General features: G+C 72.1%; 14 protein-coding genes and 1 pseudogene. 6 read left to right on the plus strand and 9 right to left on the minus strand.

Features of this window, described 5'->3' with window-relative positions; all coding sequences use genetic code 11:
* Positions 1-58: 58 nt before the first annotated feature.
* On the plus strand, positions 59-1,429 hold the full coding sequence (locus ACFYYW_RS26140) for a cystathionine beta-synthase (protein ID WP_387652313.1): 1,371 nt from the start codon (positions 59-61) through the stop codon (positions 1,427-1,429).
* On the opposite strand, the gene ACFYYW_RS26145 is transcribed toward ACFYYW_RS26140, so the two are convergent.
* Positions 1,430-2,278 (minus strand): NAD(P)-binding domain-containing protein, encoded by an 849-nt coding sequence (locus ACFYYW_RS26145; RefSeq protein ID WP_364414539.1) that lies wholly within the window; start codon positions 2,276-2,278, stop codon positions 1,430-1,432.
* 72 nt (positions 2,279-2,350) lie between these two features.
* On the opposite strand from ACFYYW_RS26145, the gene ACFYYW_RS26150 reads away from it, so the two are divergent.
* Positions 2,351-5,566 (plus strand): BTAD domain-containing putative transcriptional regulator, encoded by a 3,216-nt coding sequence (locus ACFYYW_RS26150; RefSeq protein WP_387652315.1) that lies wholly within the window; start codon positions 2,351-2,353, stop codon positions 5,564-5,566.
* 285 nt (positions 5,567-5,851) lie between these two features.
* Here ACFYYW_RS26150 and ACFYYW_RS26155 read toward each other — a convergent pair.
* Positions 5,852-6,514: pseudogene (locus ACFYYW_RS26155) on the minus strand (histidine kinase dimerization/phosphoacceptor domain-containing protein); the annotation flags it as partial.
* A gap of 192 nt (positions 6,515-6,706) precedes the next feature.
* Here ACFYYW_RS26155 and ACFYYW_RS26160 point away from each other — a divergent pair.
* Positions 6,707-6,925, plus strand: a complete 219-nt coding sequence (locus tag ACFYYW_RS26160) for a hypothetical protein (RefSeq protein ID WP_387652317.1) — start codon at positions 6,707-6,709, stop codon at positions 6,923-6,925.
* A gap of 133 nt (positions 6,926-7,058) precedes the next feature.
* Positions 7,059-8,198: a cystathionine gamma-synthase gene (locus ACFYYW_RS26165; protein WP_352331437.1), complete on the plus strand. Its 1,140-nt coding sequence runs from the start codon at positions 7,059-7,061 to the stop codon at positions 8,196-8,198.
* Here ACFYYW_RS26165 and ACFYYW_RS26170 read toward each other — a convergent pair.
* Positions 8,195-8,626: a DUF2269 family protein gene (locus ACFYYW_RS26170; protein ID WP_364392534.1), complete on the minus strand. Its 432-nt coding sequence runs from the start codon at positions 8,624-8,626 to the stop codon at positions 8,195-8,197. The two genes, ACFYYW_RS26165 and ACFYYW_RS26170, sit on opposite strands and share 4 nt — an antisense overlap.
* A gap of 10 nt (positions 8,627-8,636) precedes the next feature.
* Positions 8,637-8,762: a hypothetical protein gene (locus ACFYYW_RS26175; RefSeq protein ID WP_352326121.1), complete on the minus strand. Its 126-nt coding sequence runs from the start codon at positions 8,760-8,762 to the stop codon at positions 8,637-8,639.
* 139 nt (positions 8,763-8,901) lie between these two features.
* Here ACFYYW_RS26175 and ACFYYW_RS26180 point away from each other — a divergent pair, with 139 nt between their 5' ends.
* Positions 8,902-9,324 (plus strand): DUF6292 family protein, encoded by a 423-nt coding sequence (locus ACFYYW_RS26180; protein ID WP_387652320.1) that lies wholly within the window; start codon positions 8,902-8,904, stop codon positions 9,322-9,324.
* A 282-nt stretch (positions 9,325-9,606) separates the two neighbouring features.
* On the opposite strand, the gene ACFYYW_RS26185 is transcribed toward ACFYYW_RS26180, so the two are convergent.
* Together ACFYYW_RS26185 and ACFYYW_RS26190 are read right to left on the minus strand one after the other, a co-directional pair.
* Positions 9,607-9,867 (minus strand): hypothetical protein, encoded by a 261-nt coding sequence (locus tag ACFYYW_RS26185; protein WP_387652322.1) that lies wholly within the window; start codon positions 9,865-9,867, stop codon positions 9,607-9,609.
* Complete coding sequence (locus tag ACFYYW_RS26190; protein ID WP_387652324.1) at positions 9,864-10,070, minus strand: hypothetical protein; 207 nt, start codon at positions 10,068-10,070, stop codon at positions 9,864-9,866. Before ACFYYW_RS26190 ends, ACFYYW_RS26185 begins: the two co-directional genes overlap by 4 nt.
* Before the next feature lie 336 nt (positions 10,071-10,406).
* On the opposite strand from ACFYYW_RS26190, the gene ACFYYW_RS26195 reads away from it, so the two are divergent.
* The gene (locus ACFYYW_RS26195) at positions 10,407-11,549 is read left to right on the plus strand and encodes a helix-turn-helix domain-containing protein (protein WP_387652326.1); all 1,143 of its coding nucleotides are present in this window, start codon (positions 10,407-10,409) and stop codon (positions 11,547-11,549) included.
* Between the two features lie 26 nt (positions 11,550-11,575).
* Here the strand turns inward: ACFYYW_RS26195 and ACFYYW_RS26200 are convergent, their stop codons facing one another.
* The 3 genes from ACFYYW_RS26200 to ACFYYW_RS26210 form a co-directional block, all read right to left on the minus strand.
* Positions 11,576-13,543: a hypothetical protein gene (locus tag ACFYYW_RS26200; RefSeq protein WP_352326133.1), complete on the minus strand. Its 1,968-nt coding sequence runs from the start codon at positions 13,541-13,543 to the stop codon at positions 11,576-11,578.
* Positions 13,544-13,580: 37 nt separating this feature from the next.
* Positions 13,581-14,339, minus strand: coding sequence for a hypothetical protein (locus ACFYYW_RS26205; RefSeq protein ID WP_387652328.1), 759 nt, complete (start codon positions 14,337-14,339; stop codon positions 13,581-13,583).
* A gap of 62 nt (positions 14,340-14,401) precedes the next feature.
* Positions 14,402-15,793, minus strand: a complete 1,392-nt coding sequence (locus ACFYYW_RS26210) for a sigma 54-interacting transcriptional regulator (protein ID WP_352326127.1) — start codon at positions 15,791-15,793, stop codon at positions 14,402-14,404.
* Positions 15,794-15,850 lie beyond the last annotated feature (57 nt).

A 15,850-nucleotide genomic window follows, 5' to 3' on the forward strand; every position in this document is an offset into this window, starting at 1 on the left:
ACTGGATCTCGGCCTCGGGCAAGCTGATCAAGCTTCGGCAAAGAAGGTGAACACCTCGGTGCGCGTTTACGATTCCCTGGTCGATCTCATGGGGAACACTCCGCTCGTCCGCCTGCACAAGGTCACGGCGGGGATCTCCGCCCAGGTGCTGGCCAAGGTCGAATATTTCAATCCGGGCGGCTCGGTCAAGGACCGCATCGCGCTGCGCATGATCGAGGCCGCCGAGGCCTCCGGCGCGCTGCGGCCGGGCGGCGTCATCGTCGAGCCGACGTCCGGCAACACCGGGGTGGGCCTGGCCATCGTGGCCCAGCAGAAGGGCTACCGGTGCCTGTTCGTGGTGCCCGACAAGGTGGCCCAGGACAAGATCGCAGTGCTGCGCGCGTACGGGGCCGAGGTCGTGGTCTGCCCGACCGCCGTCTCGCCCGACCACCCGGAGTCCTACTACTCGGTCTCCGACCGGCTGGCCCGCGAGATCCCCAACGCCTGGAAGCCCGACCAGTACTCCAACGTCAACAACCCCGACTCCCACTACCACTCCACCGGTCCCGAGCTGTGGGAGCAGACCGACGGCCGCATCACGCACTTCGTGGCGGGCATCGGCACCGGCGGCACGATCAGCGGCACCGGCCGCTACCTCAGGGAGGTCTCCGAGGGCCGGGTGAAGATCATCGGGGCCGACCCCGAGGGCTCGGTGTACTCCGGCGGCTCCGGCCGTCCCTACCTGGTGGAGGGCGTGGGTGAGGACATCTGGCCGGCCACGTACGACACCGGGATCTGCGACGAGATCATCGCGGTGTCCGACAAGGACTCCTTCACCATGACCCGCCGCCTGGCTCGCGAGGAGGGGCTGCTGGTCGGCGGCTCGTGCGGCATGGCCGTGGTGGCGGCGCTGCAGGTGGCGGCCAAGGCGGGGCCCGACGACGTGGTGGTCGTGCTGCTGCCCGACGGCGGCCGCGGCTACCTGTCGAAGATCTTCAACGACGACTGGATGGCCGACTACGGCTTCCTGACCACCAGCTCGGACGAGGGCCTGGTCGGCGACGTGCTGGCGCGCAAGGGGCCGGGCCTGCCGGAGTTCGTGCACGCCCACCCGCACGAGTCGGTCGGCACGGCCATCTCGATCATGCGCGAGTACTCGGTGTCCCAGCTTCCGGTCATGAAGGAGGAGCCGCCGGTCATGGCGGCCGAGGTGGTCGGCTCCATCGTCGAGCGCGACCTGCTGGAGGCGCTCTACCACGGCAGGCTCGCCTCCGACGACCCGATCTCCGACCACATGTCGGCGCCGCTACCCACGATCGGCAGCGGCGAACCCGTCGCGCGCGCGGTCGAGGCGCTGGAGAAGGCCGACGCGGCCGTCGTCCTGGAGGACGGCAAGCCCGCCGGGCTGCTCACCCGGCAGGACCTGCTCGCCTTCCTCGCCAACCACTGATCAGGGCTTCCTTATCGATTCGATCACGGTGCCGAGGCCCTCGTGCCCGCGTCCCTCGGCGTCGGCGCGCTCGAACAGCTCCTTCAGCGCGTTCGGCACCGTGGTCTCCACGCCGGCCTCGGCCAGCGCGTGCACGACGTGGCCGAGGCCCACGGCCTGCATGTGCAGCGAGTTCAGCTCGCCGGGGTAGCTGCCGGCGGCGAACTCCTCGGCCAGGATCTTCGCGAACCCCATCACGCCGTCGCCGCCGAGCTGGGTGAAGGTCTCCCGCACGTACGGCAGGAACTCCAGCGGGGAGACCCCGGCCGTGCTCAGCATCGCCATGGCGTGCATCTGGCTGGTCAGGCTCGACCAGAAGATCAGCAGCAGCGACTGGTAGTACATCATCGCCAGGCCCTCGTCCGCGCCGACGTGGACGACGTCGCCGAGGGCCCCGAGCGTGGCCGTGTGCCGGTCGAGCACGTCCTTGGGGCCGCTGTAGAAGGAGTACGCGCCCGGCTGCCCGATGCCCGGGGGCGGGACCATGATCCCGGCGGTGATGAGCGTGCCGCCGCGTCCGGCCACCCAGCGGGCCGCCGCGCGCAGCTCCTCGGGGGTGCCCGAGCTGAGGTTGACCAGCACCTTCCCGTCGAGCCCCGCCTCGCCGAGGCTGTCGTACATCGCCTGGTAGCCGATCTGGCTGAACACCAGCAGGTCGCCGTCCGCGGCCGAGGCCGCGCGCCGGGCTCCCCGGGCGACCAGCGGTTCTGCCTTGCTCGCCGTACGGTTCCACACGGCCACGTCGAAACCCGCGCCGAGGAACGTCTCGGCCATCTTCGACCCCATCGGGCCGAGTCCTGCAACTGTCACCTGAGTCATGCCAGGGAGCCTGCGGCACCGCGCTACGGAAATCCTTCTGACCGGCTACGGGTTAGTCTCTGCATGGTGCGATTCGGGGTGCTCGGCCCGCTGGCCGTCCGGACGGACGGCGGCGAGGAGATCCACGTCGCCGAGCCCAAGGTCCGCGCGCTCCTCGCCGCCCTGCTGGCGGCCGACGGCGGCCCGGTCTCCGCCGACCGGCTGATCGACGACCTGTGGGGCGACCGGCCCGGCCGCAACCCGCTCGGCACCCTCCAGGCCCGCGTCTCCCAGCTCCGCCGCGCGCTCGGCGACCCCGCCATGGTCGTCCACGGCCCGGCCGGCTACCGGCTGGCCGCCCACGACTGCGACGCCGTCCGGTTCCGCGCGCTCGTGGCCCGCCGCGGCGCCGCCCCGCGTGAGCGCGCCCGCGAGCTGGAGCAGGCGCTCGCCCTGTGGCGGGGGGCGGCCTACGCCGACTTCGCCGACGAGGGCTTCGCCCGTCCCGAGATCACCCTGCTGACCGAGCTGCGCCTGTCGGCCCTGGAGGAGCAGGCCGAGGTGCGCCTCGCGCTCGGCCACGACGTCGACCTCGCCGGCCTGGTCGCCCGGCACCCCCTGCGCGAACGGCTGCGCGCCTCCCACATGAAGGCCCTGTACCGGGGCGGCCGGCAGAGCGAGGCGCTGGCCGCCTACGAGGAGCTGCGCGTCAGGCTGGCCGAGGAACTGGGGCTCGACCCCTCGCCCGAACTGGCCGCGCTGCACCGGGCCATCCTGCGCCACGACCCCTCGCTGGCCGCCCCGCCGCCCGCCGCCGACCCCGCACCTGCCGTCAACCTGCCCGCGCCGCTCACCCCGCTGGTCGGCCGGGACGCCGACCTCGCCGAGGTCGCCGCCCTGCTGGCGGACTCGCGGCTGGTGACCCTGACCGGGCCGGGCGGCGTGGGTAAGACCCGCCTCGCCCTCGCCGCCGCCCGCCGCCTGGCCTTCCCCGAGGGGCCTGCCGAGCCGGGGCAGGTTCGGTTCGCCGACGGGGTGTGGCTGGTGGAGCTGGCCGGGGCCGGCGACGCGGACGTGGCCGAGGCGGTGGCGGCGGTGCTCGGCGTGCGCGACGACGACTCCGTGCCGCTGGCGTCCAGGCTGGCCGGGGTGCTGGCGGACAGGAGCGCGCTGCTGGTCCTGGACAACTGCGAGCACCTGGTCGAGCAGGTCGCCGGGCTCGTCTCGGCGCTGCTGCGGGCCGCGCCCGGCCTGCGCGTGCTGGCCACCAGCCAGGAGCCGCTGGGCGTGTCCGGCGAACGGGTCCGGGTCGTCCACCCGCTGGCCGAGGCCGACGCCGTACGGCTCTTCGCGGCCCGCGCGGACGTCGAGCCCGGCCCCACCGTGGCCGTCATCTGCCGGCGGCTCGACGGCATCCCGCTGGCCCTGGAGCTGGCGGCGACGCGGGTGCGCGCGCTCGGCGTACAGGAGCTGGCCGCCCGCCTGGACGACCGGTTCAGGCTGCTCAGCGCCGGGATGCGGGACGCCCCGGCCCGGCAGCGCACGCTGCGGGCCACCATCGACTGGAGCTGGGAGCTGCTGTCGGACGAGGAACGCGCGGTGCTGCGGCGGCTGGCCGCGCACGCCGACGGCTGCACCCTGGAGGCCGCCGAGGCGGTCTGCGCCGAGCCCGGCGTGGACGTGCTCGACGTGCTGGCCAGGCTCGTGGACCGGTCGCTGGTCGCCGTGGCGCCCGGCCCCCTCGGACCCCGCTACCGGCTGCTGGAGTCGGTGACCGCCTACTGCCTCGAACGGCTGCGCGAGGCCGGTGAGCACGACCTGCTGCGGGAGCGGCACGCCCGCTACTACACCGACCTGGCCGCCCGCGCCGAGCTGCGCGGCCCGCGCCAGCACGAATGGCTGGACCGGCTGGGCGCCGAGAGCGCCAACCTGCGGCTGGCCCTGTCAGGGCCGGAGCCGCTGCGCCTGGCCAACGCGCTGGCCTGGTACTGGATCCTGCGCGGCAGGCTGCGCGAGGGCCGCCGGTCGATCGAGGCGGCGCTGGCGGCGGGCGGCGAGGACGGCGCCGCCGCCCTGGCCTCGGTGTGGCTGGCCGGCATCGGGCTGCTGCTCGGCGAGCCCACCCCGCCGGTACGACGGGCCGCGCTCGACCGTGCGGGGGCCGCGCTGGCCGACTGGTTCCTCAGCTTCGTGCGCTGGGCGTACGGCGACCACGCGGCGCACCGGGACGCGGTGGGCCGGGCGCTGGCGGCGTACGAGGAGCTGGGGGACCGGTGGGGGGTGGCGGCGGCGCTGTGCCTGCGGGCCAAGCTCGCGGTGGGCCGCGGCGACCTCGCGGCGATGGAACGCGACGGCGAGCGCGGCCTGGCCCTCTTCCGCGAGCTGGGGGACGAATGGGGGCAGGTCGAGGCCATGGACGTGCTCGACCGGCTGGCCGAGATCCGCGGCGACTACGAGCGGGCGGCCCGGCTGCGCCAGGAGGCGCTGCGGCTGGCCGAGGGGCTGGGGTTCGACGTGTCGTTCAAGCTGGCCGCGCTCGGCCGGCTCGCGCTGCTCACGGGCGACTACGAGCGGTCCGACGACTACCACGGGCGGGCGAGGCGGCTGGCGGTGGCGCAGTCGTACCGGTCGGCGGAGGAGAACGCGCTGCTCGGCCTGGCCATGAGCGCTCGCAGGCAGGGGCGGTACGAGGAGGCGGAGTCGTACCTGCTGTCCGCGCTCGACTGGCTGCGGCAGGTGCGCGGGACGCCAGGGACGGCGTTCGTCATGGCCGAGTGGGGGTTCGTGGCCGAGCAGCGCGGCGACGCCGAGACGGCGCTGGCGCGTCAGCGCGAGGGCTACGCGAACGCCCGCGCGACGGGCGACCCGCGGGCCGTCGCGCTGGCCCTGGAGGGGCTGGCAGGCGCGTTGTCGATCGCGGGCCCCGGGCGCCTGGCGGAGGCGGCGCGGAAGCTGGGACGGGCCGCGGCGCTCCGGCGGTCCGTCGGCGCGCCCCTTCCCGCCGGCGAACGCCATGACGTGGACCGGATCACCGCCCGCCTGCGCGCCGCCCTGGGCGAGCCGGAGTTCGCCGGGTCCTTCGCCGCGGGGGAGCGGGATCCTGAGGTCTCGGGCCAGTGGGAACCCGCCGAGGGCCCGGCCGGCCGGTCGGGCGGGTCAGGGGAGCGGGAACTCGGCGATCACTTCCCAGGGGCCCTCGGGGGACGGGCCCGCGTAGAGCCTGCCGCCCAGCGCCTCCACCCGCTCGGCCATGCCGACCAGCCCGAACCCGCCGCCCAGCCGGGACACCCGCGGGTCTGAGGCGACCGAGCCGAAGTTCCGCACCCGCAGCACGACCACCCGCTCGTACCGCCGCAGATCGGCCTCCACCCACGCGGCGCGGGTGGCGTGCTTGCGCACGTTGGTGAGCGACTCCAGCAGCACCCGGTGCAGCGTCGTCATCACCTCGGGCGGCAGCGTGCGGTCGTCGATGCCCGATCCGATCTCGAACGCCACCTTCGGCCCCTCGACCGAGAACCGCTCGGTCAGCAGCCGCAGGTCGGCCAGCGTCGTGCCGGGCCTGCGGTCGGCCTCGTCCTCGGTGCGCAGGACGGTGACCATGCGCCGCATCGAGGTCAGCGCCTCCGACCCGGCCGAGGCGATCGCGTCGAGCGCGGGCAGCACGGCCTCGGGCTTGTGCTCGGCGACCGTACGCGCGGCCTGGGCCTGGACGACGATGCCGGTGATGTGGTGGGCGACCAGGTCGTGCAGCTCCCTGGCCAGTTCGAGACGTTCGGCCCGGCGTACGGAGTGCACCGCCTCGGTCCGGCGTTCCTGCTGGAACCGCAGGTAGCCGCCGATGCCCGCGGCCGTCGACCACCCCGCGAACAGCAGGAACGCGAACGCCAGCCCCGCGGTGGGGTAGTCGCGCCTGGCCGACTCGGCCATCAGCACGCCCAGCCCCACGAGCGACAGCACCGCCGCCCGCCGTACCGGCTCGACGTGCCGCAGCACGCCGATGAGGAGGATCAGCAGCGACCCCGTCTCGGCCATGCCGGGCGCGCCCAGCGCGTCGACCGACGCGATGACCAGCGACACGGCGAAGGACAGCCCCAGCAGCGCGCAGAAGCCCTCAAGACGGTGGCGGCGGCGCAGGACGACCGCCGCGATCCCGGCCGCGCCGCAGAACGGCACGAACCACTGCAACCCCCCGGTGCTGACGGCGATGGCCAGGTCGAGCATCAGCATCAGGCCGAGCCAGCCGAGCATCGCGATCTCGCTCAGCCGCCGGACCCAGTACACGATGCCTTTCGAATCCCCCACGCCACGAGCGTAGGCCGGAAGTCGGACAACTCGTATCAACCGATCGGCCGACCCGGTCGCCGCCGGACCAGCCCTTCAGCGGAGGCGGCGGCGACGGCCCCTCGGCGATGCTGGAACACGTCGGAAGGGGGACAGGACATGGTTGTCATCGGGTTCGTTCTGCTGGGGTTGGGACTGGTCGTCACGGCGCTGCTCGCGCTGGCCGACCCCGTGCTGCTCTCGCGCATCAACGGTGAGGAGGCGGAGGGCGCCAGCGGCCGCCACATCGACGTGGAGGTCGTACGGCTCAGCGCCCCGGCCGTCCCGGCCGTGACGGCCGCGACGGCCGCGACGGCCCGCGAGCCCCGGGCGGCCTGAGCCTTCGAGAACGTGGCCCGCGCGGGCATGGCCGCGCGGGTCCGGGCGGGCGCCGTCGGGGGACGGGCCCCGCCACCGGCCCGCGATCCGCTGGGGAACGGATCGCGGGCCGCTTTCCGTTAACGTGGGGCCTATGACCAACGGTTTTGAGACCCTGGCGATCCACGCAGGTCAGGAGCCCGACCCGCTGACCGGCGCGGTCGTGCCGCCGATCTACGCCACGTCCACCTACAAGCAGGACGGCGTGGGCGGCCTGCGTTCGGGATATGAGTACAGCCGCTCGGCCAACCCCACGAGGACGGCGCTGGAAGAGGCGCTGGCCGCCGTGGAGGGCGGCGCGCGGGGGCTGGCGTTCGCCTCGGGCCTGGCCGCCGAGGACACCCTGCTGCGCACGGTGTGCCGGCCGCAGGATCACGTGATCATCCCCAACGACGCGTACGGGGGCACGTACCGGCTGTTCGCCAAGGTGCACGAGCGCTGGGGCCTGCACTACGACCCGGTCCCGCTGCACGACCTCGACGCGGTGGCGGCGGCCATGACGCAGAAGACCAAGATCGTGTGGGTCGAGACGCCCACCAACCCGCTGCTCGGCATCGCCGACATCGCCGCCCTGGCGCAGCTGGCCCACGAGAACGGCGCGCTGCTGGTCGTGGACAACACCTTCGCCTCGCCGTACCTGCAGCAGCCCCTGGCGCTCGGGGCCGACGTGGTCGTCCACTCCACCACCAAGTACGTCGGCGGCCACTCCGACGTGGTCGGCGGCGCGCTGATCGCGCGGGACAAGGGCCTCGGCGACGAGCTGACCTACCACCAGAACGCGATGGGCGCGGTGGCCGGCCCGTTCGACGCCTGGCTGACGCTGCGCGGGCTCAAGACCCTCGGCGTGCGCATGGACCGCCACTGCGACAACGCCGAGCGCGTCGTCGACCTGCTGCTCGCGCACCCGCGCGTGACCCAGGTGCTCTACCCGGGCCTGGCCGAGCACTCCGGCCACGAGGTCGCCGCCAAGCAGATGCGGCGCTTCGGCGGCATGGTGTCCTTCCGCGTGGCGGGCGGCGAGGCCGAGGCCGTGGAGGTGTGCAACCGGGCCAAGCTGTTCACGCTCGGCGAGTCGCTGGGCGGCGTCGAGTCGCTCATCGAGCACCCGGGCCGGATGACGCACGCCTCCGCGGCGGGCTCGCCCCTGGAGGTGCCGAACGACCTGGTGCGCCTGTCGGTCGGCATCGAGACGGTCGACGACCTGCTCGCCGACCTCACCCAGGCCCTCGGCTAAGGCGTCGGGACGACCATCAGGAAGAGGATCACCAGCCAGATCACGGCCAGCAGGCCGCTGATCGCCGCGACCCGTCCGGTCTGCACCTTCGCGTCGTCCTCCGCGTTCTCGCTCTCGAGCGCGCGGAGGGCGGTGCGCAGGTCGCGGTCGATGATGACCAGCAACACGATCGCCACGATGAACAGCGTCATCGACGCCGTCATGTACCACAGGCCGAGCACGCCGTTCCCGACGACGACGCCCAGGGCCACGCCGAACACCAGCACACCCAGGCTGGCCAGGCTGTAGATCCTCGTGGTGCGCTGGATGTTCCGCAGGACGGGCACGTTGTTGGTGCGGATGGCCCGCGGAGCCGCCATCGTCGCGGCGGTCAGCGGGCCGATCGTGAAGATGGCGAAGCCGATGTGCAGCCAGAGAAGCAGGGACATGCGCCTGAGACTAGTCCCCGACGATCTCGGTCGGCGGCTCGACACTCTCTTTAACCTGCGAGGAGCAACGCATGATGAGCTCCGTGGCCGCCACCGCTACGGCCATCAGGGTGATCAGCAGGATCGTGGCAATCATGGGCTCTCCTCCTTCCCCGTGTCCCGCGTAAATATCGTCCGTAATGACTAGACGGACGTGCAACGGAATAAGTTCGCCACGGGTATGGTTGGTCACCGTCGCTTTTTTCTTACCTTCAGGGCACAAGGGGGTGCCGTCCGTGGCCATCAGGCATGTCGAGCCGTACACCGACGAGTGGCTGCAGCAGCCGGTGGGCTATGTGGAGCGCGTCGTCGACCTGCTCGGAGCCGAGGTGGCCGACTGGTGGGAAGGCCCCTGCGATCCGCGTCACGCCACGGTCAGGCTGACCGACGGTTACGCGCTGGTGTGGGACGAGGAGAGCGGGTGGCGGCTCGGGCGCTTCGTCTCCGGCGGGGCGGGCACGCACACCGAGCTGACCGGCGTCCGCTACCTGGGCCATGGGCTGCTGCCCCGGCCGGAGCGCGTGCCGTCGGCTCTTGTCGACGCGCGGGCGGGGGTGGGGGCCAGCTCGGCGTGGCGGCCCTGTTACCGGTCGCACCGCAACTGCCGCGACGGGTTCGACGTGGCCCTCGACTTCTACGCCCGCCTGATCGAAGCCTGACCAACCCCAAAGGCAAGGGCCTCCGCCCTGGGGGCGCTGCGCGCCGGAGGGCTCCGGGCTCTGCTTCATCGGGGGAGCCGAGCTCCCCCGAACCCCCTGTCCGGGGATCTCCCGACCCCCGGACCCCCGGAGGTCACCTGCCTCCTTCCTGGTCATGTGTTGGAGAAGGTGCTCCTGCCGCCTCTGAGACGGCTTCTCTGACCGTCGCCCGAGACGCCTGCGGCAACCTCCTCCGCCTATCCGCGGGAAGACTGTCGGCGCTCCTCGCGGCAATCTGACGAATCACAGCCGGTCGTCGGTGACTCCCGCCGGACGAGGGAGCGTGCTCGACGGAAGAGGCCCCGGGCGTTGCGTCTGGAGCTCCGCCTGACGGGCGAGTTGGCCGCCCAAGTGGTCAGGGTCCACGCCGACGAGCGAGTGCAGCAGCCCTTGCCTGAACTGCTCGCGGGTGGGCGGTTGCCGTCTCCAGGCGGCGCCGCCGTAGGGCAGGGGCACGATGTGCCAATCGTGCCCGTACCGGCGGTGGAGGTCCGCGAGGTTCATGACGGGCCTGCGATGTGTCCGAGGATCAGCTCGGCGGCCTCCTCCGGCAGCGCGGCCAGACGCGGAAGAGGTCCGTTGGGGAGCGGAAGGCCGCCCACGTCCAGTTCCAGCACGTACTCCCCTGACCGAGGGGCCATGCGGACGGTCGCGACGCGCCCGCCTTGGGCGGCGTAGACCACGAGTTCGGGCGGGTGCCGTTCCAACCGGCTGCCGCAGCCTCGGCCCGCGGACTTGAGAGTGAGCCTGTATCGCTCGTCGATGGCCAGAGTGCGAACTCCCCGTTTAGTCAGCAATCGACGGAGTTCGTGCAAGGCGATGATGTACCTGCCTGCTGTCCTGTCATTGATGGGGACGTCTCCGCAGCCCGGCTTTTCGGGCATCCGTTCCAAGAGCTTGCGTATCATTGGTCGTCGCCGTTCAGATGTGTCTCCCTGGGTGCGTGGCCATGTTTCCCCATTCGTTTTCGGCAGACCAGGCGGGGTATTCCTCAGAGGAATAAGGCCCTGTTGGCCAATACCTCTCCGCTATACGCTCGGCTGGTGGATGTTCGGTCACTGCCCGAAGCCCTTACGGCGATCATGAAACAGCGCGGCTGGACCCAGCAGCAGCTCGGCCGCGAGCTGGGAGTGTCGCAGGCGTGGATCTCGCGCGTCTGCAACGGTGTCGCCGACACGGGTCTGGCGCGGGCGAAGGAACTGCTCGCGCGTGTGGGGTGGGAGGTACGGTTTACACCCTCCGTGGAGGAGCCTGTGGAACGCCGGGAGTTCTTGTCGGCAGCCGCATCGGTCGTGTTCGTCGCGTCCGCCGCCGACTCTGATCCCTACCTCGACCCCGACTACGTGCGTGCTCTGTCCGACAGCCTGGCGCGCGGGCGCTACGAACTCGGTGGACTGCCTCTCACGGCCCGCGCCCTCGGGCACGTGAAGCGCGTCGCTCACCTGCGGATGGACTCTGCGGGCCACGAGCTCCAAGATGCGGCGTCCGACCTGATGTACCAGGCAGGCATCGCGCTGTACGACGCCGGCCGGCTCGCCCAGTCCGAACGTGCGGGCACGATGGCCCTCGACCTCGCCCACCAGGCCGAGGACCCGTCAGCGCGAGCTCGGGCGTACGACGCCCTGAGCCGGGTCAGCCTCTATCGCGGCGATCCGCTGCGCGCGGTGCGGCACGCCCAGCGGGGGCTGCGCGTCCCGGACCTTCCGCCGAGCCGCCTGGCGAGTTTGCACATGCGGCTAGGCCGGGCTCTGGCCTGCATAGACGGCAACCAGCGGGAGGCCCGCGAGGCTCTCGACCGCGCCTTGGGCGCGTCCGGTCTGAGCCCGTTCGCCGAGGCCGCTCTCGGCGGGGACGTGGCCATCGGTCTGAGCAGGCTGGGCCACTACAACCAGGCGGATCGGCTTCTGCGGGAGGCGGCGGAGGCCATGGCGCAATGGTCCCCTCTTTTTCGCGCCCAATATCTCGGAAGGCAGGCGCAGACAGCGGTACGCGCGGGCAAACCGGCGCTCGCCGTGCATCACATGCAGATTCTCACCCGCGCGCTGCCGTTCGTCGGCAGCGCGCGCGTGAATAATCGGGTGGAACAAATCATCGCCGCGACCGCCAAGTGGGACCGTATTCCGGAGGTGCGTACCGCGCGCGAACATCTGCGGTCGATGTCGTCGGCCGGATCCCCTTCTGTTTGACGTTTCTCGGCCGTATATTGCACGAATCAGCGGGAGCGGCGGAGGCGGAGGAAGTCGCTGACGACGTATTCGCCGAGACGGTCGGCGCTCGGTGAGAACACCCGGCCGCCGTTCCTGCGGGCCACCTCGTCCACGAACTCCTTCAGCCGGTCGTCGGCCGCCAGCATGAAGACGTTGATCGTGGCCCGCCGCCGCGTCATCTTGTCCACCTCGGCCAGCGTCAGCTCCAGCGTCTCGTGCGACGGCGGCCACTCGAAGGCCGATCTGCCGTTGCGCATGAGGTGGGCGGTCGGCTCGCCGTCGGTGACCACCAGCACCACCGGCTCGAAGTCGGGGTGGCGGTCGAGGTGGCGGCCGGCGATCAGGAGGGCGTGGTGGAGGTTGGTGCCCTGGACCATGTCCCAGTCGAGGCCGGCCAGCTCGTCGGGCTGCAGGACCCTGGCGTAGTTGGAGAAGCCGATGATCTGCACGGCGTCCTGCGGGAACTTGGAGGCCACCAGCGCCTGGAGGGCCAGTGCCGTCTGCTTGGCCGCGGCCCACGTGCCGCGCAGGGCCATCGAGTAGGACAGGTCGACCAGCAGGCACACCGCCGCCGCGCTGCGGCGTTCGGTCTCGGAGACCTCGAAGTCGTCGACGGACAGCCGCACCCGGGCCCGCCCGTCCTGCGGGGCGGTCGCCACGCCGCCGCTGCGCACGCCGTTGACCAGCGTACGGACGACGTCGATCGGCTGCTCGTCGCCGAAGCGCCACGGCCGGGTGGAGCCGGTCAGCTCGCCGGCCGAGCCCGCGTCGTGCTGGTCGTGGTCGCCGCGCCGGCCCGCGTCGAGGGAGGAGAACACGCGTCGCAGCGCGGTCTCGCCGAGCCGCCGGACCGCCTTCGGGGTCAGCTCCAGCTTGCCGCGGCGGCGCAGCAGATAGCCCTGCTCCTCCAGCTCGCGTTCGATGCGCTTGAGCGCCTCCAGGTCGTCGACCGCCGCCCGGCCCAGGGCGCGGCGGACGGCGGCCTCGTCGATGTCGTCGAGCCGCGCGCCCGGGTAGTCCTGGCGCAGGGCGGTCTCCAGCTGGGTGAGGTCGGCCAGCTCCTCCAGGGCGGTGACGGCGTCGCCCATGGCCAGGGGCTCCTCGCCGGTCAGGCGCTCGGGGGCGTTCCAGGCCAGGTCGGGACGGCGGGCGTGCAGGGCCTCGCCGAGGCGGCGCATCTGGTCGGACAGGCCGGCCTGGTCGAGGGTCTGGTTGATGAGGCTGGACAGCTCCTCGCGCTGGCGGGGGGTCATCGAGGCCAGCATGCGCTGGGTGGCGGCGGCCCGCCGGGCCAGGATGTCGACGAGCTCCTCAAGGTTTCGGGGCGTTTCTGGGAACAAATCGCCATATTTCGCCATAAAGGCGTCAAAGTCTTCTGGGGTGTGCTCGCCCCGGGTGTCCCTGTCCAGCATGTCGTTCAGATCGGACATCATCTGCCGGACGCGGGCCATGGCCTCGGGGTCGGGGTTGGCCAGCGCGTCGCGCAGCCCTCTGAACTGGCTGTCGAGCACCTCGCGCCGCAGCAGGTCGCGCAGCTCCTCGAACGTCTGGCGGGCCGCCGCGGAACGCCACTCGTACGAGCTCAGCTCCTGGATGGCGCTCGCGGTGTCCTCGGGCAGCCCGTCGAGCCCGGCCTCGCGCAGCCGCGCGTCGTCGGACGGGTCGGGGAACAGCTCGGCCCGCTCCTGCCCGATCGCCTTGTCCAGCAATGCCCGCGCGCGTTCGAGGGTGCCGTCGAGCCGCCCGCGCTCGCGCAGGTCCCTGCGCCGCCTGCGGACCTCCTTGAGCATGTCGTCGAGCCCGCGCCGGTCCTGGCTGCCGGGCAGCCCGCGCTTGAGCAGGTCGCGCAGCGCGTGGACCGGCGTCGAGCCGGACAGGATCGCGTCGCCCATCTCGTCGAGGGCCGCGCGTACGTCGTAAGGAGGGGCCAGGGGGTCGGGGCCGTCGTGGTATTCGCCGTAGCGGAAGGCCATCACGCTTCCACGCTAACCCCAACCCGCCCCCGCCCGTCTACGGACGCCTGGCCACTTCCCACACCTCGACCGCGCTGTTCGCGTCGGGCGTATAGCTCACCTGCACCTGCACCGCGCGCCCGGCCCCCTTGAGCGCCCTGGTCAGATCGGCCGACTCGCAAGGCAGCGTGCCGAGCCCGCGCTTGTCGACGCCGGCCGGCTTCCCGGACACCCAGCGGTCGCCGCAGCGGGCGGTGGCCCGGTAGAAGGACGTCAGGTACGTGTAGCCCAGCTTGAGCTGCTTGCCGCCGGTGCTGAACAGGACCGTCGCGTCGTCGACGCGCTTGACCGTGCCGCGCGCGGTGACCGGCTCCGGCCAGGCGTTCAGCAGGAACTCCTGAGCCTTGACGGCCCTGCCGCCCTCGTACTCCACGCGCAGCGGGACCGCGCCCTCCCGGAGCCCGACGGTCAGCTGGGCGGGCTTGCACGACGTACGGCCCAGGCCGTCGCGGTCCAGCGCGACGCGGCCCTCGGTCTCCTTCAGGTCGCAGGCCGTCGTCACCCGGCTGTAGGCCGCGCGGGTGTAGTCGAGCTTGAGCTCCGCGGCCCCCGGGATCGCCGTCAGCTTGTAGAGCACGTTGCCGCCGCGCCGCACCTTGGCCGGCTTCATGGGCACGATCCGCAGGCTGCCCTTGCCGTCGGCCCAGGCATAGCCGTAGGCGGTCTTGGCGGCTGCCCTCGTGGGGGCCGCCTGCGCGGGCAGCGCGAGGCCGCCCAGGGCGAGGCCGACGGCGGTGGCATGGATGAGCAGGCGCATGGGCGGTTCCCCCCGGAGTCGTGATCAACCAAACACTACGACGCGGGAAACCGCCCGTTTGTTCACGTCCTGTAGATCGTGACCCCGTCGAGGTCTTCCTTTGACAGCCGCCGCATCAGGTAGAGACCTTCCAGCGCGAACTCCAGGGCCGCCGCGGCGTGCCCCGGGGACTCCTCGCCGGCGCCCATGCCGAGCCTGGACATGATCTTGGCCAGGCCACTGACCGGACCGATCCGGTGCAGCAACTCGGCCGCGGCCACCATGTCGCCGGACTCCACCTGGTTGCCCTCGGCGAACTTGTCAGTCACCGGGGCCAGGTCCATGCCGCCCAGCCTGTTCCTGAACGTCTCGGCCGTGGCCCGGCGCAGCAGGTGGGCCAGGATCTCGGTCTCCCTGCCCTCCTCGCTGACCTCGAACTCCACCTTGCCGCGCAGGCTGTGGACGACGCAGGCCAGGTCGCAGACGCGCGTGACGGCCTGGTCCTCGCCCTTGATCGCCGACCTGCGCACGGCGGAGGCCGCGGCGGTCTCGGCGGCGGCGATCGAGAAGCGCGCCGACACGCCGGACCGGGCGTCGACGGCCGTGGACTCGCGGACCAGCCGGGTGAACCTGGCGATCACCTCGATCAGGTGCTCGGGCACGTCGGCCCCGATGTCGGGCACCGACTCCTGGCGGATGAGGGTGAGCTCGTCCTCGACGGTGAGCGGGTAGTGGGTGCGGATCTCGGCGCCGAAGCGGTCCTTCAGCGGCGTGATGATGCGCCCCCTGTTGGTGTAGTCCTCGGGGTTGGCGCTGGCGATGAGCAGGATGTCGAGGGGCAGCCGCAGGTTGTAGCCGCGCACCTGGATGTCGCGCTCCTCCAGCACGTTGAGCAGCGAGACCTGGATGCGCTCGGCCAGGTCGGGCAGCTCGTTGACGGAGAACACGCCGCGGTTGGTGCGGGGGACCAGGCCGTAGTGGACGGTCTCGGGGTCGCCGAGGGTGCGCCCCTCTGCGATCTTGATGGGGTCGACGTCGCCGATGAGGTCGCCGACGGAGGTGTCGGGAGTGGCGAGCTTCTCGCCGTAACGCTCGTCGCGGTGCTTCCACGCCACCGGCAGCTCGTCGCCCAGCTCGCGCGCCAGGGTCTTGCAGCGCGTGCAGGCGGGTGCGTACGGATGGTCGTTGATCTCGCAGCCCTCGACCACCGGGGTCCACTCGTCGAGCAGGCCGGTGATCGTGCGGATGAGCCGCGTCTTGCCCTGCCCTCGCTCACCGAGCAGGACCAGGTCGTGCCCGGCGAGCAGCGCCCGCTCCAGGTGTGGCAGGACGGAGTCGTCGAAGCCCACTATGCCGGGGAACCGGGGCTCGCCGGCCCGCAGCCTGGCCAGCAGGTTTTCCCGGACCTCGGCCTTGACGCTGCGATGAACGTGGCCGCTCTCCCGCAACTCGCGGAGAATACGTGGCTGATGCACGGGATCGAGACTACGTCCCCCGCGAGAAATGCGGCAGAGAGTTTCGCATCTGGCGGA

Source organism: Nonomuraea sp. NPDC001831, assembly GCF_042892035.1.
Classification (GTDB): Bacteria; Actinomycetota; Actinomycetes; order Streptosporangiales; family Streptosporangiaceae; genus Nonomuraea.